This is a genomic window from Nesterenkonia sp. DZ6, assembly GCF_022565835.1.
Taxonomy (GTDB): Bacteria; Actinomycetota; Actinomycetes; order Actinomycetales; family Micrococcaceae; genus Nesterenkonia.
Map to the genome: position 1 here is coordinate 77,924 of NZ_JAJOYW010000001.1, position 22,380 is coordinate 100,303.

General features: G+C 67.4%; 23 protein-coding genes. 14 read left to right on the forward strand and 9 right to left on the reverse strand.

The features are described from left to right. Window positions 1-70 precede the first annotated feature (70 nt). Both LTH93_RS00360 and LTH93_RS00365 read left to right on the forward strand, forming a co-directional pair. The gene (locus LTH93_RS00360; RefSeq protein WP_241469451.1) at window positions 71-682 is read left to right on the forward strand and encodes a hypothetical protein; all 612 of its coding nucleotides are present in this window, start codon (window positions 71-73) and stop codon (window positions 680-682) included. Further along, window positions 679-2,088 (forward strand): aldehyde dehydrogenase family protein, encoded by a 1,410-nt coding sequence (locus tag LTH93_RS00365; RefSeq protein WP_241469452.1) that lies wholly within the window; start codon window positions 679-681, stop codon window positions 2,086-2,088. Before LTH93_RS00360 ends, LTH93_RS00365 begins: the two co-directional genes overlap by 4 nt. A gap of 138 nt (window positions 2,089-2,226) precedes the next feature. On the opposite strand, the gene LTH93_RS00370 is transcribed toward LTH93_RS00365, so the two are convergent. From LTH93_RS00370 to LTH93_RS00380, 3 genes are read right to left on the reverse strand one after another with little or no spacing between them, the layout of a single operon-like run. Continuing rightward, window positions 2,227-2,394 carry a zinc transporter permease gene (locus LTH93_RS00370; RefSeq protein ID WP_241464685.1) on the reverse strand — a complete coding sequence of 56 codons (168 nt, stop codon included), beginning with the start codon at window positions 2,392-2,394 and terminating at the stop codon, window positions 2,227-2,229. After that, on the reverse strand, window positions 2,387-2,725 hold the full coding sequence (locus LTH93_RS00375) for an ArsR/SmtB family transcription factor (protein WP_241464684.1): 339 nt from the start codon (window positions 2,723-2,725) through the stop codon (window positions 2,387-2,389). The genes LTH93_RS00370 and LTH93_RS00375 overlap by 8 nt, the downstream gene beginning before the upstream one ends. Before the next feature lie 40 nt (window positions 2,726-2,765). Beyond that, window positions 2,766-3,104: a biopolymer transporter Tol gene (locus LTH93_RS00380; protein ID WP_241464683.1), complete on the reverse strand. Its 339-nt coding sequence runs from the start codon at window positions 3,102-3,104 to the stop codon at window positions 2,766-2,768. 100 nt (window positions 3,105-3,204) lie between these two features. Here LTH93_RS00380 and LTH93_RS00385 point away from each other — a divergent pair, with 100 nt between their 5' ends. From LTH93_RS00385 to LTH93_RS00415, 7 genes are all read left to right on the forward strand, one after another. Beyond that, the gene (locus LTH93_RS00385) at window positions 3,205-4,590 is read left to right on the forward strand and encodes a cryptochrome/photolyase family protein (RefSeq protein ID WP_241469453.1); all 1,386 of its coding nucleotides are present in this window, start codon (window positions 3,205-3,207) and stop codon (window positions 4,588-4,590) included. Window positions 4,591-4,871: 281 nt separating this feature from the next. After that, window positions 4,872-6,215 carry a DEAD/DEAH box helicase gene (locus LTH93_RS00390; RefSeq protein ID WP_241469454.1) on the forward strand — a complete coding sequence of 448 codons (1,344 nt, stop codon included), beginning with the start codon at window positions 4,872-4,874 and terminating at the stop codon, window positions 6,213-6,215. Between the two features lie 124 nt (window positions 6,216-6,339). Further along, window positions 6,340-7,485, forward strand: coding sequence for a PP2C family protein-serine/threonine phosphatase (locus LTH93_RS00395; RefSeq protein WP_241469455.1), 1,146 nt, complete (start codon window positions 6,340-6,342; stop codon window positions 7,483-7,485). Further along, window positions 7,482-9,440, forward strand: coding sequence for a glycosyltransferase family 2 protein (locus LTH93_RS00400; RefSeq protein ID WP_441338248.1), 1,959 nt, complete (start codon window positions 7,482-7,484; stop codon window positions 9,438-9,440). Before LTH93_RS00395 ends, LTH93_RS00400 begins: the two co-directional genes overlap by 4 nt. Continuing rightward, on the forward strand, window positions 9,437-9,769 hold the full coding sequence (locus tag LTH93_RS00405) for an STAS domain-containing protein (RefSeq protein WP_241464680.1): 333 nt from the start codon (window positions 9,437-9,439) through the stop codon (window positions 9,767-9,769). Before LTH93_RS00400 ends, LTH93_RS00405 begins: the two co-directional genes overlap by 4 nt. Beyond that, entirely contained in the window at window positions 9,762-10,178 is a 417-nt protein-coding gene (locus LTH93_RS00410; protein WP_241464679.1) for an ATP-binding protein, read from the forward strand. Before LTH93_RS00405 ends, LTH93_RS00410 begins: the two co-directional genes overlap by 8 nt. A gap of 207 nt (window positions 10,179-10,385) precedes the next feature. Then, a complete protein-coding gene (locus LTH93_RS00415; protein WP_241464678.1) occupies window positions 10,386-11,129 on the forward strand; it encodes an MBL fold metallo-hydrolase in 744 nt (247 codons plus the stop codon). 33 nt (window positions 11,130-11,162) lie between these two features. On the opposite strand, the gene LTH93_RS00420 is transcribed toward LTH93_RS00415, so the two are convergent. Then, window positions 11,163-11,705 (reverse strand): TetR/AcrR family transcriptional regulator, encoded by a 543-nt coding sequence (locus LTH93_RS00420; RefSeq protein WP_241464677.1) that lies wholly within the window; start codon window positions 11,703-11,705, stop codon window positions 11,163-11,165. A gap of 108 nt (window positions 11,706-11,813) precedes the next feature. On the opposite strand from LTH93_RS00420, the gene LTH93_RS00425 reads away from it, so the two are divergent. After that, a complete protein-coding gene (locus tag LTH93_RS00425) occupies window positions 11,814-13,373 on the forward strand; it encodes an APC family permease (protein WP_241464676.1) in 1,560 nt (519 codons plus the stop codon). Beyond that, complete coding sequence (locus LTH93_RS00430) at window positions 13,373-14,605, forward strand: saccharopine dehydrogenase family protein (RefSeq protein WP_241464675.1); 1,233 nt, start codon at window positions 13,373-13,375, stop codon at window positions 14,603-14,605. Before LTH93_RS00425 ends, LTH93_RS00430 begins: the two co-directional genes overlap by 1 nt. A gap of 38 nt (window positions 14,606-14,643) precedes the next feature. Here LTH93_RS00430 and LTH93_RS00435 read toward each other — a convergent pair whose 3' ends face one another. Continuing rightward, window positions 14,644-15,201 (reverse strand): flavin reductase family protein, encoded by a 558-nt coding sequence (locus LTH93_RS00435; protein ID WP_241464674.1) that lies wholly within the window; start codon window positions 15,199-15,201, stop codon window positions 14,644-14,646. 107 nt (window positions 15,202-15,308) lie between these two features. Between LTH93_RS00435 and LTH93_RS00440 the strand changes: the two genes are divergently transcribed. Then, window positions 15,309-16,832 carry an acetyl-CoA hydrolase/transferase family protein gene (locus LTH93_RS00440; protein WP_241469456.1) on the forward strand — a complete coding sequence of 508 codons (1,524 nt, stop codon included), beginning with the start codon at window positions 15,309-15,311 and terminating at the stop codon, window positions 16,830-16,832. Then, entirely contained in the window at window positions 16,829-18,223 is a 1,395-nt protein-coding gene (locus LTH93_RS00450; protein WP_370642605.1) for an ASCH domain-containing protein, read from the forward strand. The genes LTH93_RS00440 and LTH93_RS00450 overlap by 4 nt, the downstream gene beginning before the upstream one ends. On the opposite strand, the gene LTH93_RS00455 is transcribed toward LTH93_RS00450, so the two are convergent. The 4 genes from LTH93_RS00455 to LTH93_RS00470 all read right to left on the reverse strand — a co-directional run bounded on the left by LTH93_RS00455 (window position 18,216) and on the right by LTH93_RS00470 (window position 20,704). Then, entirely contained in the window at window positions 18,216-18,590 is a 375-nt protein-coding gene (locus LTH93_RS00455) for a hypothetical protein (protein WP_241464672.1), read from the reverse strand. The genes LTH93_RS00450 and LTH93_RS00455 overlap by 8 nt on opposite strands. A 5-nt stretch (window positions 18,591-18,595) precedes the next feature. Next, window positions 18,596-19,243 carry a hypothetical protein gene (locus LTH93_RS00460; RefSeq protein ID WP_241469457.1) on the reverse strand — a complete coding sequence of 216 codons (648 nt, stop codon included), beginning with the start codon at window positions 19,241-19,243 and terminating at the stop codon, window positions 18,596-18,598. Window positions 19,244-19,391: 148 nt separating this feature from the next. Continuing rightward, entirely contained in the window at window positions 19,392-20,276 is an 885-nt protein-coding gene (locus LTH93_RS00465) for an EamA family transporter (protein ID WP_241464670.1), read from the reverse strand. Continuing rightward, window positions 20,273-20,704, reverse strand: a complete 432-nt coding sequence (locus tag LTH93_RS00470) for an RDD family protein (RefSeq protein WP_241469459.1) — start codon at window positions 20,702-20,704, stop codon at window positions 20,273-20,275. Before LTH93_RS00470 ends, LTH93_RS00465 begins: the two co-directional genes overlap by 4 nt. A gap of 238 nt (window positions 20,705-20,942) precedes the next feature. Between LTH93_RS00470 and glnA the strand changes: the two genes are divergently transcribed. Then, window positions 20,943-22,367: a type I glutamate--ammonia ligase gene (gene glnA, locus LTH93_RS00475; RefSeq protein WP_241464668.1), complete on the forward strand. Its 1,425-nt coding sequence runs from the start codon at window positions 20,943-20,945 to the stop codon at window positions 22,365-22,367. Window positions 22,368-22,380: the final 13 nt, after the last annotated feature.

Sequence of the window (22,380 nt, forward strand, 5' to 3'; positions counted from 1 at the left end):
ATCCTCCTTATAGTTGAGCGCACGCTCAACAATAAATATGACACATCTCACATGGGTTCGGAAGGGTCAGATGGAAAAGATGACCATGATCCGCAGGGCGGCGGCCGGTGGCGCCGCCCTCTCGGGCCTGCTGCACCTGCTGATGCTCAGCCACGGACCCCACCTCGGCTGGGCCCTGGCGATGGCCGTCATGGCCATCATCTGCCTGCCGTGTGCCGGACACCTCTGGCGAGTTCCCAGTCCGCGCTCCTGGATCACGATCGCCGCGATGAACGCCGCCATGCTGGGCATGCACCTCTGGGTGATCGCCGGGCCTGAACCGGGTCACCCTGAACCTGCGGTTCTGACTTCTGCCGACGAGGCGCTCGTGGCGGGCCATCCCCACGGTCCGGCCAGCAGCGTGGCGGCCGGCGTCGCCCCGGATGCCGGGGCGGCCACCACCAGCTCAGAAACCCCCGCAGAACTCTTCCACCACGTGCTGCTGCCTCTGGCCTCCGGTCTGGCAGCCATGGAGATCGTCTTGGCAGTCGCGGCACTGATCGTGCTGCGGCGACGAGACGGCGGTACGCCGAGCATGCAGGCAGGCAGAAGAGCCCTGCACGCGGAGTCAACATCCAGGCGCACGGGCGGGCCCATTCTGATCACAGCACCATCCGCCACTGACAAAGGAGTCACCCGATGAGCACCCAGACCACCGACCTTCTTGACCGCGTCCAGGATCCCGAAGATGGGCGAGAGATCCTCGATCCTGCCACCGGTGAACGGGTGGGCTTCGCCCCGCAGGCCACCGCCGAGGACCTCGATGCCGCCGTCGCCAGGGCACTCGCAGCCCAGCCAGGCTGGGCCGCCACCGGCGAGGACTCGCGCAGACAGGCTCTGCACGCGGCCGCCGACGCGGTGGAGGCCCACGCCGAGGAACTGGCGAGGCTGCTCTCCCGGGAGCAGGGCAAGCCGCTGAACGGACCCAACGCCCGCTTCGAGGTCGGCGCCTGCGTGGCCTGGCTGCGCACCACCGCGGACCTTCCGCTGGAGCCCGAGGTGGTCGTCGACGACGAGTCCGGCCGCGCAATCCTGCACTATCGTCCGCTCGGCGTCGTCGGGGCCATCGGTCCGTGGAACTGGCCGATGATGATCTCGATCTGGCAGATCGCGCCGAGCCTGCGGATGGGCAACACCGTGGTGATCAAGCCCAGCGGCTACACCCCGCTGAGCGTGCTCGCCCTGGTGGAGGTGCTCAACTCTGCACTGCCGGCCGATGTGCTCATCGCCGTTCCCGGCCGCGGTGATATCGGGGATCGGCTCTGCCGGCACCCGGATGTCGCGAAGATCATGTTCACCGGCTCCACGGAGACCGGCAAGTCCATCGTGAAGGCTGCCTCGGACACCATGAAGCGGATGACGATGGAGCTCGGCGGCAACGACGCTGGGATCGTGCTGGACGACGCCGACCCGCGGGCGCTCGCCGAAGGGATCTTCTGGGGCGCGTTCATCAACACCGGGCAGACCTGCGCGGCGCTCAAGCGGCTCTATGTCCCGGAATCGCTCTACGCGCAGGTCTGTGACGCCCTGGTCGAGGTCGCCAAGACCATGCCGATGGGCATCGGTCTCGAGGAGCAGAATGTGCTCGGTCCGCTGCAGAACCGCGCGCAGTGGGAGATCGTGGACCGGCTGGTGCGGGCCGCCAAGGACTCCGGCGCGCGGGTGCTGCTCGGCGGCGACCCCGACGCTCACGCCCCCGGAAATTTCTATCCGACCACCCTGGTGGCCGACATCGACCCGCAGAACCCGCTGGTGGTTCAGGAGCAGTTCGGTCCGGCGCTGCCGATCATCAAGTACACCGATCTGGATCAGGCCATCGAATGGGCCAACGCTCTGGATGAGGCCCTGGGCTCCTCGGTGTGGTCAGCGGACACCGACCGGGCGATCGAGGTGGCGGCGCGGCTGGTGGCCGGCACCACCTGGATCAACAAGCACGGCGCCGTGGACCCGCGGATCCCCTTCGGCGGAGCCCGCGAATCCGGCTTCGGGATGGAGTTCGGCGTGGCAGGCCTGAAGGAGGTCGCCCAGCCGCACGTGATCAGCCAGTAGCGCCTCCTCCGTCAAGGAACGGACGCGAGCGGAGAGGGAGCCGCCCATGATCGGGGGCTCCCTCTTCTGCCTTCGCGCGGCGGACAAGCGCCACCGGCTCAGACTCAGCGCTGGTCGAGACTCAGTGCCGGTCGAGACTCAGTGCTCGTCGTAGTGGTCGCCATGAGCTGCATGGCGGTGGCCGTCGTGGACGTAGTCCACGTGGTCACCGTGCTCCACGGCCTCATGCCCGCAGTCCTCGCCGTGGGCGTGGTCGTGGTGGTTGTGCTCAGCAGTCTTGTGCTCGGCGGTAGGGTTCTCAGTCATGATGATGCTCCTTCGCGGCGGATTCGGCCGCCGATCGCTGGGGTACGGGTTCCTGTGCGTGCGCGATCGCGTCGGCGATCACATGGGAGACATGCTCATCGGCGAGCCGATGCTCGATCTCTCGGCCGTGCCGATCGGCCAGCACAAGACCCGCCTGCTTGAGCGTCCGCAGATGCTGGGAGACCAGCGGTTGAGACATCGCGGTCAGCGCCACCAGCTCGTTCACGGTCTTCGGAGACTCACCGATCAGACAGAGCAGCCAGAGCCTCGACTCGTGGCCGAGAACCTTGAACAGCTGGGCCGCGCTGATCACCGCCGGGTTGTCACGCACAACCTCAGCACACCAGATAGATAAAGAGATTGCAATGTATTTATTGCGACGCACTCTCATCTGGGTCGTCAAGCGACTCGAGCTCGGCCAGCGACTGCTTCGCCGCGGCGATCCGCTGCGCCTCAGGCCGCTCCCACCAATACGGGCCGCGCTCCCCCAGCCCGGTCTTGGCCAGGCCGACCCGCCTGCGAGAGGCGGCCACCCGCTCGTCGTCGCCGGTCTTCTTGCCCGCCCCGACCCCGGATCGGCCGCGGCCCAGGTGGGATTTCAGCGCAGCGACCAGCTCCTCGGGCAGCGCCGGATCTGTCCGGCGCCAGCGCCGTCCCTTGATCACCAGCCAGCGTTCGGACTCCTCGGCGGACTGTGCACCTTCAGGCATCGACATCTCCTTCACCAGCTCAGTTGACGCGCGGGTTCCCCTGCTACTGTGCCAGCCAGGACGGCCGCTCGCGCGGCGACGCTTCCCCGAAAGGGCCCTGATGACCCGCACGCTCCTCTGGTTCCGCGACGACCTGCGCACCGCAGACCATGAAGCACTGCTCACCGCCTGCCAGCGCGCGGAGAACCCGGGCGACGTCGTCGCACTCTATCTCTTGGACGAGGTGAGCCCGGGGGTGCGCCCGCTGGGCGGGGCGGTGAAGTGGTGGCTGCACCACGCACTGGAGTCGCTTGCGACCGATCTCGCCGAACTGGGCATCCCGCTTCTGCTGCGCGCGGGAGACCCTGCCGAGATCCTGCCCGCTCTGGCACAGGAGCTCGGCGCGCAGAGGGTGCAGTGGTCGCGGCGCTACGGCGGTCCCGAGCGCGCGGTGGACGCCGGGATCAAGGCGGCGCTGCCCGAGCATGGAATCGAGGTGGAGAGCTTCAACGCCTCGCTGCTGCATGAGCCGTGGACCGTGGAGACCAACACCGGTGGCCCGTACAAGGTCTACACCCCCTTCTGGAAGCAGATCAGCGTCCGCGACCCCGGCACCCCGCATGCCCGCCCCGCCGCGCTGGGCACGCTCGAAGATGCGGCAGCCGCACTTCCCACCCTGGCCCTGGGCGCCGGGAACCTCGAGGACTGGGAGCTGCTTCCCACCCGACCGGACTGGGCCGGTGGTCTGCGCGAAAACTGGACCCCCACCGAGGCCGGGGGCCACGAGCGGCTGCGCGAGTTCCTGGCACATCAGGTCCAGGACTACGACGACGCCCGGGATGCCCCTGCCGGGGACGGCACCTCGCGGATCTCGCCCTATCTGCGCTTCGGGCAGCTCAGCCCGCGCCAGGTGTGGGACGCCGCACACCAGCAGACCGAGGAGGCGGTGGACAAGTTCCTCTCCGAGATCGGCTGGCGCGAGTTCTGCTGGCACCTGCTCTTCCACTTCCCGCAGCTGCCGCACACCAATCTGCGCGCCCAGTTCGACGCCTACCCCTGGAAGTCCCGCCGCGATGCGCCCGAGGACTTCCATGCCTGGGCCACGGGGCAGACCGGGTTTCCCTGGGTGGACGCCGGCCAGCGGCAGCTCTGGAAGACCGGGCATATGCACAACCGGGTACGGATGGCCTCGGCGAGCCTGCTGATCAAGAACCTGGGCATCGACTGGCGCGAGGGCGAGGCCTGGTTCTGGGACACGCTGGTGGACGCCGATGCCGCCTCCAACCCGGCGAACTGGCAGTGGGTGGCCGGCTGCGGCATGGACGCCGCCCCGTACTTCCGGATCTTCAACCCGGAGCGCCAGCGGGAGCGCTTCGACCCCAGGGGCACCTACGTCAGCGCCTGGATCCCGGAGCTGGACTCCCCCGAGTACGCGGCCCCGATCGTGGACCTCAAGGCCTCGCGCGAGGAGGCGCTGGAGCACTACAGCCAGATCAGCGGGAAGTGATCGGCGCTTCCATGGGGTAGAGTGAGGAGTCTGGTGCCCACCTCGTGTGGTTGCCTGCGTCGTAAGAACGCCTTGATCAACGGGGCCGTGTTTTCCACCGGCCCACGTTTCAGCAGTGATTTTCTCGCGGCGACCGAGTGCATCAACCGATGCCTTCGCCCTTTGCCAGACCAGTCCCAGGCGGGTACCCCCTTGCCTTCTCTGCGTCTGGCGCTTTCCGAAAGGCTCCCGCCATTTCTGAGACCCAGACCTTCGCCGACCTCAACGTTCCCGCACCGCTGGTGCGCGCTCTCGCTGCAGACGGCAAGATTGACGCTTTCGCCATCCAGGAACAGACCCTGGCCGACACGCTGAACGGACGCGACGTCCTCGGCCGCGGCAAGACCGGCTCCGGCAAGACCCTCGCCTTCTCCATCCCGATGGTCGCCCGCCTCGGCGAGAAGGACGCGGCCAAGCGCCGCCGTCCGGGCCGCCCGCTGGGCCTGATCCTGGCTCCGACCCGCGAGCTGGCCACCCAGATCAACGCGGTGCTCGAGCCCCTGGCGGCCTCGTACAACCTCAAGACCACCACGATCTTCGGCGGCGTCACCGCTTCACGCCAGATCAACGCGCTGAAGTCCGGCGTGGACATCGTCGTGGCCTGCCCCGGCCGCCTCGAGGACCTGCTGAACCAGCGCGCCCTGAGCCTCGAGTCAGTCGAGATCACCGTGCTGGACGAGGCCGACCACATGGCCGACCTCGGCTTCCTCCCGGTGGTCACCCGACTGCTGGAGAAGACCGACCCCAAGGGCCAGCGGCTCTTCTTCTCCGCCACCCTGGACAACGGTGTGGACAAGCTCGTCAAGCGCTTCCTGAACAACCAGGTGCTGCACTCCGTGGATGAGGCCACCTCCCACGTCTCCGCGATGACCCACCACGTCTTCGAGGTCCACAACGACGACAAGCGTGACCTGGTGAAGCAGCTGGCCTCCGGCACCGGACGCCGCATCCTCTTCACCCGCACCAAGCACCAGGCGAAGAAGCTGGCCAAGCAGCTCACCGATCAGGGCACCCCCGCGGTGGACCTGCACGGCAACCTCTCCCAGTCCCAGCGTGACCGCAACCTCGCCGCCTTCGGCGAGGGCGACATCAAGGTCCTGGTCGCCACCGACGTCGCAGCCCGCGGCGTGCACGTGGACTCGGTGGAGCTCGTGGTCCACGTGGATCCGCCGGCCGAGCACAAGGCATACCTGCACCGCTCGGGTCGCACCGCCCGCGCCGGCAGCGCCGGCGACGTGGTCACCGTGATGCTTCCGGAGCAGCGCCGCGACACCCAGGCGCTGCTGCGCAAGGCAGCCATCGCCGTGCACCCGATCCGGGTCAACTCCGAGTCCGAGGCCGTGAGCGAACTCGTCGGTGCCACCGCCGAGTTCGTCAAGCCTGCCCCGCGCGCTCCTGTCCAGCAGCAGCAGCCCCGCCGTCGTCCAGGGACCTCCGCGCCTCGCGGCGGCGGCCCAGCACGCGGCGGTCGCGGCGGCTCCGGCGGCCCAGCACGCGGCGGCCAGGCCGGACCCGCCCGCGGCGGTCGCCCCTCGGGACGCAGCGGCGCAGGCTCAGCAGGACGGTCCCCGCGCCCCGCACGCTGAGAACACCGCACGATGACACCTGAATGACAACACCGCAGATGGGTGGGCCCTAGGGCCCGCCCATCTGTGCATTAGGCTGATCCTAAGCAGCTGCTGTACGCGAGCTTAGGAGGAGCTGAAAATCTTGGACGAAGAGAGTCGACAAAGTGCGCTCGACGCCCTGAAGGTCCTCGACACTCCGCCCGACGAACGTGTGGACCGGATCACCCGTCTGGCCCAGCAGATCTTCGGCGTCCCCATGGTCAGCGTCAATCTCCTCGACCGAGATCGCCAGTGGCGCAAGTCGGAGATCGGCCTCGGCGTGAGAGAGGTGCCCCGGGCCGACGCGTTCTGTGAGGCCACGATCGCCCAGACCGGCACCCTCGTCATCGAGGATGCCGCCCAGGACGCGTTCTACGCCTCCAACCCCTTCGTCCTGGGTGATCCGCACCTCCGGTTCTATGCCGGACACCCGCTGCAGGCACCCTGCGGCGAACATGTGGGCACCCTCTGCATGCTCGACACCGAGCCGCGGACCCTCGATGCGAGCCAGCGCGACCTCCTGAAGGACCTCGCCGTCTGGGTCCAGACCGAACTCGCCCAGCAGCAGGAGCTGGACCACGCCGCCGTCGTCCAGCGCGCGCTTACCCCGCGAGACCTCCCGCAGCCTGCCGGCTACACCGTCACAGCCGGCTCTGCCCCGGCCGGCAGCGTCTCCGGGGACTTCCACGACGTGAGGCTGCGAGATGATCAGCTCCGCATCACCCTCGCCGATGTGATGGGCAAAGGCACCGGGGCCGGCATCATCGCATCCGCCGTGCGCGCCTCGATGCGCACTGCCCCTGAACGTTCACTGCTCACCACCGTGGCCGAGATCGACTCGATCCTCGAACACGACATCGGCGACCTGCACATGTTCGTCACCCTCTTCTGCGCCGACGTCGACACCCGCACCGGAGTCGTCAGCTATGTCGACGGTGGGCACAGCCTGAGCTTCATCCTGCGCGCCGATGGCACCTGGGAGCACCTGAACTCCACCGGACTGCCGCTGGCCATGGGCATGGGAGACGCCCACGGACTGGGCACGGTGCAGCTGAATCCCGGAGACGCCCTCATGAGCTGCAGCGACGGCCTGCTGGACCTCCTGGACCTGGAGGATCCCTTTGGCCAGGTGGATGAGATCCTCGCCGAATATGGGATCGACGGTGCCGTGAAAGAGGCCCTGCGCCGCGCCCTCGCGGTCAAGGCCTCCGATGATGTCACTGTGCTCGTGGTCAGGAGAGATTCTTGACTCGTCGTCTGATCCTGATCCGGGTCTTCGCGGTCCTCGCGGTGCTGACCGGGGTCAACTACCTCACCTGGCGCTGGATGGAATCCCTCAACTGGGACGCCTGGTGGATCGCGGTGCCGCTGGTCATCGCCGAGACCTACAGCCTGATCGACACCTTCCTCTTCGCCACGACCATGTGGCGGGCCAAGGAACGGTCCGGCCCCGAGTCCCCTCCCACCGGCACCGTGGACGTCTTCATCACCACCTACAACGAACCCGTCGCCATGGTCATGGCCACCGCGCGGGCCGCGAAGAACATCGCCTATCCGCACGAGACCTTCGTCCTCGACGACGGCGACCGCCCGGAGATGGCCGCGGCAGCCCGGGCCGAGGGCCTGGGCTACATCACCCGGTCGGCAGACTGGACCGACAAGCCCCGCCACGCGAAGGCCGGGAACCTCAACAACGCCTTGTTCGAGACCGACGGCGAGTTCCTGCTGATCCTCGACGCCGATCAGATTCCGGACCCGCTGATCCTGCACCGCACCCTGGGCTACTTCGCCGACGAAGAACGGGTCGCCCTGGTGCAGACCCCGCAGTGGTTCATCAATGTGGACGAGGCAGACCCGCTGGGCAGCCAGGCGCCGCTGTTCTACGGACCGATCCAGCAGGGCAAGGATGGCTGGAACGCCGCCTTCTTCTGCGGATCCAATGCCGTGCTGCGCCGCGAGGCGCTGATGCAGCTCGGCATCGTCGGCTATGTGCGCGAGCTCGAGGACTCCACTCGTCGGACGCTGCGCGCGGCTGAGCGGCTGCTCGCCCGCGAAGCAGGCCGCCACCGGGCCATGCCCGAGCTACACAAGGAGCTCACGCGTCTGCGCGAAGAGGTCACCGGAGCCAGGTTCGTCGTCTCCGCCGGCGAACCGATCGCTGACGTCACCCACCAGCTCCGCACCCAGATCGACGCCGCCTCCCGCCGGCTGGTCAAGAACGACATGGACCTGATGGCCGAGGACCTCGCCGCGATCCACGCGATGCCGGTCCAGCGCGACGCCGAACGAGACGTGGTCGTCGTCGATGAGGTCGGCCTGGACGCGCTGACCACCCGTGAGCTCTCTCCGCTGGCCGCCGTGAAGTCCGTCGGAGCTCTGGTGGATGCGCTGCGCGTGGACCGCCCCGGCGAGGCCCAGCCGATCCAGCCGCTGGCCACCATCTCGGTGACCGAGGACATGGCCACCGCGATGCAGCTGCACAGCATGGGATGGCGAAGCGCCTACCACCACGAGATCCTCGCCCGGGGACTGGCGCCGGAGGACCTGCAGACCATGCTCAAGCAGCGCCTGCGCTGGGCGCAGGGCACGATGCAGGTTTTCCTGCGTGACAACCCCATGGTCAAACGGGGACTCTCCGCCGGTCAGCGGCTGATGTACTTCGGCACCATGTGGAGCTACCTCGCCGGATTCGCCGCGATCGTCTACCTCTCCGCACCGATCATCTACCTGATGTTCGGAGTCATGCCGGTGACCGCTTGGAGCGGCGACTTCTTCGCCCGCTTCCTGCCGTACTTCCTGATCAATCAGCTGTTCTTCCTGATCGTGTCACGCGGGATCCGCACCTGGCGCGGCCAGCAGTACTCGCTGGCGCTCTTTCCCGTCTGGATCCGCGCGTGCACGTCGTCCTTCGCCAATGTGGTCTTCAAGAAGCCGCTGAGCTTCGTGGTCACCCGCAAGGACGGTCGTGTGGGCGGCTCCCTGCCGCTGCGCGAGGTCTGGCCCCAGCTCACCGCGATCGCACTGTTGATCATCGCGCTGATCACCGGAGTCGTGCGGGTCCTGATGGGCACCGCCGATGGCACCGGCACGTTGGTCAACATCGTCTGGGTGGCCTATTCGCTGGCCGCGCTGAGCGTCGTCATCCAAGCCCTTCGCTATAAGGGCCCTGCAGCACACGCCGAAGAGGCAGAAGGAGCATCATGAATCTCAACGTCACCACCCATACACGGCATGCCGTCGTGCGCCCCGAAGGTCGGCTCACCGCCTCGGGTGCACCCCGGCTCAAGCAGGCGATCAAGAAGCTCATCGATGAGGGCAGCCCGCGCATCGTGGTGGACCTGGCCCAGACCGAGTTCATCGACTCCTCCGGGCTGGGCGCCCTGATCGGCGGGTTGAAGGCTGCGCGGCTCGCCGAGGGTGATCTGCGGCTCGCCGCCGCCAGTGAATCCGTCAAGAGCATCCTGAGGCTCACGAGCCTCGATCGAGTCCTGCGCGACCACCCCACCGTCGAGGCGGCGTTCGGCGATGGGTGATGGGATCTCGCGGGTCTCCTTGACCGGCACCGCCGAGCTGACCTTCGTGGACCAGGTGCTGGACGCGTTGGAGCGGCTCTGCCGCGCGGCCGATGGCATCTCCGAGGAGGATCGCACCTTCTTCTCGCTGGCGGTCAGTGAGATCGCCACCAACATCGTCACCCACTCAGGCTGTGAGGGCGACGCCGAGGTCACCGTCATCGCGGATCTGACGGTCGACGACGCCGCGCTGTCCGCCCGTTTCCAGGACGACGCCGCACCGGTCGCCGTCGCGCTCGAAGAGGCCGAGCTTCCCGATGAGCTGGCCGAGTCTGGCCGCGGCCTGGCGATCGCGAAGATGGCCCTGGACCAGCTCAGCCACGAGGTCAACAATGGACACATCTGGACACTGGTCAGAAAGCGCCGCTGAGGAGCCGCACACACAGGCCCGCTCTCGCCCCGCCTTGAGGGACTGCTCGATGCGCTGCCGGTGAATCCTGGACTCCGGGGGCTCGAGATCGGCGGGGGCCGGGTGTCGCCGCCAGAGAGGTGGCGCAGCTGACCCGCGTCACGCTTGACCAACCCCCGTGTGGACACCCAGGATTGTCGGAACCCCCACGGATCGGAACCCCAGCTCATGATCGAATATGGCGTCGCCCCTGGCATCCACCTCGTGTCGCAGGCGAATGTGAACTGCTACGTCGTGGAGGCGGAGGACGGCATCACCCTGATCGATGCCGGGCTGCCCCGGATGTGGCACGAGGTCATGGAGGTGCTCAAGACGCGCCAGCGGCTCCCCTATGAGATCAAGGCGTTGGTGCTGACCCACGGTCACTTCGATCACCTGGGGTTCGCGCTGCGAGCCCAGCAGAGCCTGGGGATCCCGGTCATCGTTCATCACGACGACGCATGGCTGGCGGCCAACCCCTACCGCTACGCGACCGAACGAAACCGGCTGCTCTACCCGCTGGGCCACCCTCGATCGTTGCCGCTGCTGGGCCGGATGGCGGCCTCCGGAGCACTGGCCGTCAAAGGGGTCCACGGAGTCCAGCTGATGACGGCAGGGTCCGTGCTCGAGGTGCCGGGCTTTCCGGTCCCGGTGCACACCCCGGGTCACACCGACGGACACTGCATCCTGCATCTCCCGGACCGCCGGGCGGTCTTCACCGGAGACGCGCTGGTGACCCTGGACCCCTACACCGGTCAGACCGGTCCGCAGATCGTCGCGGGGGCGGCCACCAAGGACACGGCGCAGGCGATCAGCTCTCTGGACGCGATCGCACTCACCGAAGCCGACCACCTGCTGCCCGGCCACGGAGCGGTGTGGTCCGACGGCGCGGAGGCCGCAGTGGAGGCCGCCCGCAAGGTCGGTCGGCACTGAATCGGGCCGCCACAGAGAGCGTGTTCAATCGTCTCAGTATTCGATCGTCCCGATCAGACCGACGATCCGGTCGATCGTGGCCGGATCGGTTTCCGAAGGCATGGCGCCGGTGCCGGTGAGCGAGGCGTTGAAGTAGATCCCGTCCCCCAGCAGCATCACCAGGTGGACCATGTCTTCGTTTCCCACGGCGTCCATCAACACGTCGAACCATTGGGTGCGGCATCTGGCGAGGAGTTCGTTGGCCTCCGGATGCGACCCCTGGGCCAGGCGGGTGACCGCCATGTTGCAGCGTTCCAGCGGACTTTCGACGTCGAGTGAGCTCTTGACGTAGTAATCGGCAGCCTGTGCAGGTTCCGCACGCATCACCGCCAGATCGGCCTCCACCAGGCTCTGCAGCCGATCGAACAGCGCAGCCGCCAGCTCGTCCTTGGACTTGAAGTGGTAGGTCAGCCCACCCTTGGAGACGCCCGCGCGCTGGGCGATGGCTTCAAGGGTGGCGCTGCGTTCGCCGTCGGACACCAGGATGTCCTGGTACGCGTCAATCAGCCGCTGAACGGTGCTCGGAGCATGACCCATGAGAGCGAGTGTAGGGCCTACCCGAAAAACCGACTAGTCGGTATAGTGACGTGCGTTACATCGCTTCGGGTCGCCGACGCCGACCCGGCCGGACATCGGAGGAGCACCATGAGCCATGCCACCCTCGGGAAGAATCCCCGCGGCTCGCGGTCGGGCCAGGGGAAGGGCCTCTCCACCGGCACACTCGGCGTCTGGGGATCGGTGGTCATCGGGCTCGCGTCTACGGCCCCGGTCTATTCGCTGGCGGCCTCCCTCGGATTTGTGGTCCTCGCGGTCGGAGCACAGGCGCCCATCGCGTTCATCCTGGCGTTCATTCCCATGCTGTTCATCGCCTTCGCCTACCGAGAGCTCAACCGCGAAATCCCCGACTGCGGCACGTCCTTCACCTGGGCCACGAAGGCATTCGGCCCGTGGGTGGGCTGGATGGCCGGCTGGGGTGTGGCCGTCGCGGGCATCATCGTGCTCGCCAATCTGGCGCAGATCGCCGGGATCTACCTCTGGCTGCTGATCGGTGACGGGTCCCTCGCCGAGAACTCCCTGCTGGTGACCGCCACCGGGGTCTTCTTCATCGCCTCCATGACATACGTCAGTTACCGCGGGGTCGAAATCGGCGCGAAGCTCCAGAACGTCCTCCTGGGGATCCAGTACCTCGCGCTGGGCCTGTTTGTGGTGTTCTCGCTGATCGGGATCGCCAATGGATCCGCCGAGAACGCCACCACGCCGTCGTTGGACTGGTTCAACCCGTTCGCCTTCGAGAGCATCGAGGGCTTCACCGAGGCGGTGCTGCTGGCCCTGTTCATCTACTGGGGCTGGGACGCCTGCCTGGCCCTGAACGAGGAGACCCGCGATGCCCGTCGCATTCCCGGCCTGGCCGCCCTGATCTCCACGGTGCTGCTCCTCATCACCTATGTGGGGGTGACCGTCGCAGCGATGATGTACGCCGGGGTGGGCGAGGCAGGGGTCGGCCTCGGGAACGAGGGCAACGCTGAGGACGTGTTCTTCGCGCTGAAGGATGTCGTCCTCGGCCCTGCCGCCTGGCTGCTGGTGGTGGCGGTGCTCGTCTCTGCAGTCTCCTCGACCCAGACCACCATCCTGCCCACCGCCCGGGGCACCCTGTCCATGGCCGTCTACCAGGCGCTCCCGCGCCGGTTCAGCACGGTGCACCAGCGGTTCAAGACCCCCTCCTTCTCCACGCTGGTCATGGGAGTGGCAGGGATCGGGTTCTACGTGGTGATGACGCTGATCAGCGAGAACATTCTGGCTGATTCGATTCTGTCGCTCGGATTGGCGATCGCCTTCTACTACGCCATCACCGGGTACGCCTGCGTCTGGTACTTCCGCCGGGAGCTGTTCACCTCCCGCCACAGCTTCATCTTCCGCTTCCTGCTCCCCCTGCTGGGCGCACTGCTGCTGACCGCGGCGTTCATCAAGTCAGCGATCGACATGGCCGACGTCGACTACGGGTACAGCGTGCTCCTCGGCGTCGGCGGCACCTTCGTCGTCGGCATCGGTTCCCTGGCCCTGGGCCTCGTGCTGATGCTGCTCTGGCGGACCCGATCCGGGTCGCTGCCGTTCTTCCGCGGGGAGAGCCTGAACGCCGACACCGCCGTGCTGGTGCCCGACTCCCCCACTGACGACCGACGCTCAATCGATGGAGGCTTGACCTGATGCGCATTCTCATTGTCGGAGCCGGCGGCGTGGGATCCGCCGCCGTCCGGATCGCGGTCCGCCGCACGTTCTTCGACCTGCTGGTGGTCGCGGACTACGACCCCGCCCGGCCCCAGGCCCTGGTGGGATCCCTCGACGACGACCGCTTGGTGGCCACGCAGGTGGACGCCTCATCGGCGGAGGCGGTGGCCGCCGTCGTCCGCGAATACGGGATCACCCATGTGCTCAACGCTGTGGATCCGCGGTTCGTGATGCCGATCTTCGATGGCTGCTTCGCCGCGGGGTCGACCTACCTCGACATGGCGATGAGCCTGTCGGTCAAGCACCCGGAGGAGCCGTACTCGAAGACCGGGGTGATGCTGGGAGATGAACAGTTTGCCCTGGCCCAGCAGTGGGAGGACGCCGGACGGCTCGCTCTGGTGGGAATGGGCGTGGAGCCGGGATTGTCGGACGTCTTTGCCCGCTACGCCGAGGATGAGCTGTTCAGCTCGATAGATGAGCTGGGCGTGCGTGACGGCGCCAACCTCGTTGTGGCAGGAGCCGATGGCGAGCCGGCGTTCGCGCCTTCCTTCTCGATCTGGACCACGATCGAGGAGTGTCTGAACCCTCCGGTGATCTTTGAACGTGAAACCGGCTGGTACACCACCGAGCCGTTCAGTGAAATGGAGGTCTTCCACTTCCCCGAAGGGATCGGGGAGGTGGAGTGTGTCAACGTGGAGCACGAGGAGGTCATCCTCATGCCGCGCTGGACCAAGGCCCGGAGGGTGACTTTCAAGTACGGGCTCGGCGACGAGTTCATCGACGTGCTCAAGACCTTGCACAAGCTTGGACTCGACTCCACCGATCCGCTGATGGTGAAGGGAGTGCCGGTGTCGCCGCGCGACGTCGTCGCAGCGGCACTGCCCGATCCCGCCACCCTGGGCGACCGGATGACGGGAAAGACCTGCGCAGGCCTGTATGTGACGGGGGTCGGCAAAGACGGTGACCCCCGGGCCGTGTACCTGTATCACGTGGTGGACAACGAATGGTCGATGGCCGAGTTCGGCTCGCAGGCGGTGGTGTGGCAGACGGCGGTGAATCCGGTGATCGCTCTGGAGCTGCTCGCGAAGGGAACCTGGCAGGGCACCGGCGTCCTGGGTCCGGAGGCCTTCGACTCCCGGCCGTTTCTGGAGCTGCTCGCCGCAGACGCGCCGGTCGGCTACGGGTCACCGTGGGGACTTGAGGAGCGCTAGGCCGACCCACCCCTGTCGCTGCGACTCATGGAGCGGCTCTAGTTCGTGAAGTACTTCCACTTCGTCATCTCGTCGCTGAGGTCGTGCAGCTCGCCATTGGTGGAGAAGGTCCCGTTGCCGCGGTGGTGGAACTCCGGGGTGGGTGCGGCGTCGGGTCTGATCCATGCGGCGGTGGTGCGCAGCAGCCACAGCGAGTAGTCCTCCACCAGCGAGTCGTCCTCGACCTTGCACTCGATGTTGGCCACACACTCGCCGATCAGCGGCGCCGCGACGCTGACTCCGGGCACTCGGGTCAGTCCGAAGTGCTCCCACTTGTCGAGGTCGTCGCCGGAGCAGTTGCCCAGCTGCACCGTGGTGCGCATCAGCTCGGCGCCGGGAATGCCGATCACACATTGCCGGGTGGACTGCAGCGTCGCGAAGCTGGCGTCCCAGGTGCCCACGATCACTGCCAGGATCCCGTCGTGGCGGACCGGCATGTTGAACGCGTTGGTCATGATGTTGTCCCGGACACCGTCGGAGGTGGAGATCAACACCGTGGGTCCCGGCTCGATCAGCCGGTAGGTGTCTCGGACCGGATAGGGCACGAATCCATTCATAGTGCGTCCTCCCACTTGAGATGCAGGGATGAACCTGCGTCGTGTCACCCAGCCTAGCGCCAGGCCCCGAATCCCGGCAGGGCCAGCGGTCGCCTAGGCTGGGGTGAATGAACGCTGTTCCAAGTCGAATCACCTGTCCCACGCTGGCCGCCAAGGTCACCTCCGCCGTTGAGGCCGCCACCCACATCAATGACGGCGACCGGGTCGGGATGAGCGGATTCACCGGCGCCGGATACCCCAAAGCGGTCCCAGCAGCGCTGGCGGAGCGGGCCAAGGACGCCCACGACCGTGGCGAGGAGTTCGGCATCGACCTCTGGACCGGTGCCTCCACCGCGCCTGAGCTCGACGGCGTGCTCGCCGAGGCCCGCGCCGTCCGCCGTCGGCTGCCCTTCCAGTCAGATCCCACCATGCGTGAGGCCATCAACACCGGCGAGACCGAGTACGTCGACACCCACCTGAGCCACTCCGCCCAGCAGGCCTGGTTCGGCTTCTATGGCAAGCTCAACGTCGCCGTCATCGAGGTCGCCGCGATCCTGCCCAACGGACTTCTGGTCCCGGGCAGCTCGGTGGGCAACAACAAGACCTGGCTGCAGCTGGCGGACAAGGTGATCCTGGAGGTCAATGACTGGCATCCGCGAGCCTACGAGGGCTTCCACGACATCTATTACGGGACCAAGCTGCCCCCGGAGCGCCGCCCGCTCCAGCTGACCGACCCGATGCAGCGCATCGGGGATCCCTACCTGCGCGTGGACCCGGAGAAGGTGGTCGCGGTGGTCAAGACCGACGCGCCGGACCGGAACCTGCCCTTCAAGCCCGCCGATGAGCAGTCCAAGGCCATGGCCGCGCACGTGGTGGACTTCCTGCGCTACGAGATCAAGCAGGGGCGGCTGCCGGAGAACCTGCTGCCGCTGCAGTCAGGGATCGGCAACGTCGCGAACGCGATGATGGCCGAGCTCGCGCACAGCGAGTTCGAGGATCTGCTGGCCTACACCGAGGTCATCCAGGACGGCATGCTGGACCTGATCGACACAGGGAAGCTGACCGCGGTCTCCGCGACCTCCTTCTCGCTCTCCGCCGAGCGCGCCGCGCAGTTCAACGCCCGCGCTGCGGAGTACAAGGGCCGGATCCTGCTGCGCACCCAGGAGGTCTCCAACCACCCGGAGGCCATCCGACGGCTCGGCGTGATCTCGATCAACGGCATGGTCGAGGCGGACATCTACGGCAACGTGAACTCCACCCACGTCATGGGCAGCTCCATCATCAACGGCATCGGCGGCTCCGGCGACTTCGCGCGCAACGCCTACCTGAACTTCTTCGTCTCCGGCTCGACGGCCAAGGAGGGCGCGATCTCCGCGATCGTGCCGTTCGCCAGCCACATCGACCACACCGAACATGACACCCAGATCCTGGTCACCGAACAGGGACTGGCGGACCTGCGTGGCCTCTCCCCCGCGGCCCGCGCCCGCACCATCATCCGCAACTGCGCCCACCCGGACTTCCAGGACCTGCTCCAGGACTACTTCGACCGCGCAGTGGCCCAGAACGTCCGCGGACGGCACACCCCGCACCTGTTGGGCGAGGCGCTGAGCTGGCACGGGAACTACCAGCGCACCGGAAGCATGAAGCCGTGACACCTCAACAGACCCTGACTCCGCAACAGATCAACTCCCTGCCTGCGATGGACCTCGCCTCCGGGGAGCTGCGCGCGCGCCTCACCGGCGCCGTCATCACCGGGGTCAAGACGATGACTTCCAGCCTGCACCGCTCCTACGTCGCCGACGCCGATCCGCTGCCGGCGCCCGGGCTCCAGCGGCTGCTGGGCGTCGAGGATGAGAGCCTCGGCGTCGTCGAGGTGGTTCAGGTGTCCCTGGTGCCGCTGGGTGAGATCACCCAGGTGGTCGCCCGCGGAGAAGGTGAGGGCTACGCCTCCGTGGCGGCCTGGCGTGAAGCACATGAAGATTTCTGGCGCAGCACCGGCGAAAGCGGCGACGGCGGGTCGCAGAAGCCGGGCCTGGGCGAGGATGAGCTCATCGTCGTCGAGCGGTTCCGCTGGCTTCCCGAACACAGCCTGGTCCCCACGCCTCGGCCGCGCCGGGTCGGGATCGTGGTCACCGACGACTACCCGCTGGCCCCTGACCGGGACACCGATCCGCTGATCGCTGCGCTGCAGCGGCTGGGCATCTTCGCGGAGCCGGTCATCTGGCACCGCTGGGAACCGGCCCCGGAGTACGACCTGCTGGTCATCCGCACCCCCTGGGACTACCCTGCCCGCGCGCAGGCGTTCCTGGGGTGGTTGGAGCGGGCGCAGGCGCAGGTCCGCGTGCTCAACAGCCCCGAGCTGATCCGCTGGAACCTCGACAAGGTCTACCTGCGCGAGCTCGAAGCCCAGGGGCTCGCCAGCGTCCCCACCAGTTGGGCCGACGACGACGACGCGCTTCGCCGCGGGCTGGCCGAGCACGGCGATGGCTGGGTGGTCATCAAACCCACCATCTCCGCCGGCTCCTTCGACACCGAGCTGCTGCGCGCGGACTCCGCGGGGGCGGTCACCCTGGGGGAGCGGATCCTCGCCCGCGGCCTCACCGTGATGATCCAGCCCGAGGTTCCCGAGCTCAGTGAGGGCCGGGAGAAGGCGCTCTATTTCATCGATGGCCACCATACGCACACGATCTCCAAGGGCGCGCTGCTGGCCCGTGGCGGGGGTCTGCGCGGCGGCACCTATCTGGAGGACCCGCAGCTGGTGCAGGCCTCGGCCGACGAGGTCAGCTTCGGAGAGCGGGCGCTGGCCGCCGCGGCCCGGGTGACTGCGACGAAGACCACCGAGACCGAGCTGCCGCTCTACGGCCGGATCGATCTGGTCCGATCCGCCGAGCATGGGACGGTGCTGCTCGAGGCGGAGCTGTTCGAACCGGCGCTGAACCTTCACCGCGCGCCCTGGGCCGCCGATGAGCTGGCTCGCGCCATCGATCGCCGGCTGGCGGTCGGCGCGGAGTCGCCGAGTGGAAGGGGCCGAGCGATCAGCTGATCGCTCGGATCACGGCCAGACCGATCAGGCCCAGCGCTCCGGACCAGATATAGCTGGCCAGGGTGCCGATGATGAACCGCTCGGTGGCCTTTGCGCGCTGGTCAGCCTGCCAGGAGCGCAGCTCTGGGTAGCGGCCCAGGCCCTTGACGGCGAGCACCACCGCGATGGCTTCGGGGTAGCCGCCGAAGACCGCGCCGGTGATCGCGAGTCGTTCCAGGATCCCGATCCAGGTGCCCCCGCGCAGGATGCCCGGACCATAGCCCTCAGGTTCCACCCGACGCAGCAGCCAGCCCACCAGCACCGCGCCCAGGAATGCCGAGAGGGCGAGGGCGAGCAGCACCACCGCGGTGATCGCGAGCCATGTCATGGGTGTCAGTCCTCCTGGTCCTGGGGCGGGGCGACCTTCCAGCTGCCTTCCCCGGCGGCGGCGGAGATCAGGGCCGCCGCCACGGGACGGCTGCGCCGCTCCTCCTCAAGCATCGCAGAGCGCGCGCGCTGGCTGACCGCTGACACGGTGATGCCCAGCTCTGCGGCGATCTGGGCCCGGGTCAGTCCCTGCTCCGTGAGGTCGCTGACCTCCCAGCCGGTGTCCGCGCGGCGTCGCACCACCCCGCCGAGCAGCTGCAGCACCGCAGTGGCGGCCACGGCTGCCTCCGGGTGATCACCCTGGACCACCAGCGGGACGGGTTCGGTGCGGCTGCGGGCACGCTCCACGGCGTAGCGGGCCTGGATGAAGGCGCTCCCGGAGCTGGCCCGGGCGCTGGCGCCGAGCGGATGCTCCACGGCTCCGGCCCCGATGCCCACGGCCCACTGTTCGGTGCGACACAGGGTCAGCGCGAGATCCACCGCGGCCTCCGCGCCGCCCAGCAGGATCTGGACCTCATCGCCCACGGTGCGTTCCAGCGGCAGCACGATCTGAGCCTCCCACCGGGCGTTCCAGGGCGCGAGCTCAGCGAGGAGCTCGTCCACCCGCTCCCCCATCTCGGTGCTGCGATGCTGATCAGCGGTGACGACGAACATAGATGCAGGCTACAGCCTTTAAAAGCTACTTTCAAGGCTACAACCTGGAAACAGATTGCATTGAGGGGCGGATTCTCCGATCACCTGGACCCGAAGACGCCCTCACCACCCGGAGGCTCCGCCCCGCAACGCGAAGGTGCGCCGCTTCTCAACGAGAGGGGAGGCGCCGGGATGGGCCGCTGAGCGTGAGTGCGTTGCTCAGCACCACCAGCACGATGCCGGCCCAGGCCACCAGCGGAAGGTGCTGCGCGAGGAAGCCTGCCCCGATCAGCGCCGCAAAGAGCGGGTGCAGAGACATGCCGAGGCCGAACACCACCGGGCTGATGTGGCGCAGCACGATCAGGTCCAGCGAGTAGGGCACCGCGGAGGCCAGCACCCCGGCGACGGCGGCGAACAGGAAGGCCTCCAGCGGCGGCTGCATGTGCCACACGATCACGGCAGCGATCGGCAGCAGCCCCAGCGCCGAGATCGCGGTGCCGACGGCGACCCCCTGGACGCCCTCCAGGCGCTGACCCACGACCCTGTTGGTCAGGATATAACCGGCCCAACAACCTGCCGCGAGCACGGCGAAGCCCAGTCCGAGCAGGTCGCTGGTGGGTCCGGGTCGGGTCAGCAGGACCACCCCGGTCAGCGCCATCAGCGCGCAGAGCCCGTCGCGGGGGCGCCGCGAGGAGAGCACGGCGACGGCGAGCGGACCGAGGAACTCGATGGTCACCGCCGTGCCCAGGCCCACCCGCTCCAGGGCTGCGTAGAGCGCGGTGTTCATCCCGGCGAAGAAGAAGGCCAGCAGCAGCACCGGCGACCACTGGCTGCGGGTGAAGCGCCAGAACTTCGGGCGGGCGATGGAGAGCAGAACGGTGGCGGCGACCAGCTGACGGGCCGCGACCACGCCGACCGGGGTGAGGCTGCTGAAGGCCAGCGATCCGACGGCGGCGCCGGACTGGGTGCTCAGCGCGCTGGCACAGATGACTGCCAGGCCGCGGCCGGGGTGATCGGCGAGTCGGCTCACCCGCGCGGGTCCGGGGGCACTCACATGCGCAGCTGGACGGTGCCTGCCGCCCGATCGTGGGCTCCGCGACCGTCGGCGCCGATGAGGATCACCGGCAGGAGCAGGAGCAGCAGGAGCGTGCGGACCGTGGACCAGATCGGTCCCGGGACGTTCTGGCCGCGGACCACCTGGATCCGCATCAGCCGCTTGCCGATCGTGACACCGAGCAGGCCGATCAGGATGATGTGGCTGGCCACGAAGATCCCAAAGGTCACCAGCTCGTCGCCGCCGAAGAAGGCCATCGAGATCAGGGTGGCGATCCCCCAGTCGATGAACAGGGCCAGGACGCGTCGGCTCCAGGGCGCCATGCTGCCGGGGCCAGACTCCGGCAGGCCCAGGTGTTCACCGGCCCACCGAGGCTCTCCGGAGTCCGCCGCGGAGCCGCTGGGGGATGCGCCGTCGCTCTTCGCCACAGATCTCCTTCTGCCTCGGATATGAGAGAGTGATGTAGAACATGTGGCCGTGCGAGCACGGCCCCGGTCAGTCTATTCCTTCCACCGGGGACGCCTTGTCACAGGCCCATGAGCAACTTAAGTTACATGACGGAAACATTTGCGTGATGGCCGGGAAATGCCCGGCCCATAGCGTGGGACCGAGCGTTCACCCCAGTTACGCACGCAAGCCCAGACACCTGACGAGGAGCACGGACGTATGTTCAAAAGCCCTGACGAAGTTCTGAAGTACATCGAGAAAGAGGATGTCGTATTCGTCGACGTCCGCTTCACCGACCTTCCCGGCCTTCAGCACCACTTCAACCTCCCGGCAAAGACCGTTGACCTCGACTTCTTCGAGAACGGACAGCTCTTCGACGGCTCCTCCATCCGCGGGTTCCAGGGCATCGCCGAGTCTGACATGCAGCTCATCCCCGATGTGACCACCGCGTACATCGATGAGTACCGCGTGGAGAAGACCCTCGTGATGACGTTCTCGATCGTCAACCCGCGCACCGGCGAGCCCTACGCCCGTGACCCCCGCGGCGTCGCCCAGAAGGCCGAGGAGTACCTCGAGGCCTCAGGCATCGCTGACACCGCCTTCTTCGCCGCCGAGGCCGAGTTCTTCCTCTTCGACGATGTGAAGTGGCAGTCCAGCCCGGACACCTCCTTCTACTCCCTCGATTCCGATGAGGCTTCCTGGCAGTCCTCCGAGGAGATCCCGGGCGGCAACCTCGGTCACAAGATGGCCACCAAGGGCGGCTACTTCCCGGTCAGCCCCCAGGACAAGAGCGCCGATCTGCGCGATGCGATCTGCGTGGCCCTGGACGCCGTCGGCCTGGAGGTCGAGCGCTCCCACCACGAGGTCGGTGGCCCCGGTCAGCAGGAGATCAACTACAAGTTCAACACGTTGACCCACGCCGCAGATGACCTGATGAAGTTCAAGTACATCGTGAAGAACACCGCGGATCAGTTCGGCAAGTCGGCTACCTTCATGCCCAAGCCGATCTTCGGTGAGAACGGCTCCGGCATGCACTGCCACCAGTCGCTGTGGACCGACGGCACCCCGCTGTTCTTCGACGAGAAGGGCTACGCGAACCTCTCCGACACCGCCCGCTGGTACATCGGTGGTCTGCTCAAGCATGCCTCGGCCGTGCTGGCCTTCACCAACCCGACGGTGAACTCCTATAAGCGCCTGGTCAAGGGCTATGAGGCCCCGGTCAACATGGTCTACTCGCAGGGCAACCGCTCCGCCGCGATCCGCATCCCGATCACCGGAGCGAACCCGAAGGCCAAGCGGCTTGAGTTCCGCGCACCGGATCCCTCCTCCAACCCCTACCTGGCCTTCGCGGCGCAGCTGATGGCTGGCCTGGACGGAATCCGCAACCGGATCGAGCCCGCAGATCCGATCGACAAGGACCTCTACGAGCTGCCCGCCGAAGAGGCCGCCAGCATCCAGAAGGCTCCCGGCTCGCTGGAAGAGGCCCTGCTGGCACTCGAGGCTGACCACGAGTTCCTGCTCGAGGGCGGCGTCTTCACCGAGGACCTGGTCAAGGCCTGGGTCGAATACAAGCGCGAAGAAGAGATCGCACCGCTGAACCTGCGGCTGAACCCGTACGAGTTCGAGCTCTACTACTCGGTCTGATCTCTCACCGAGC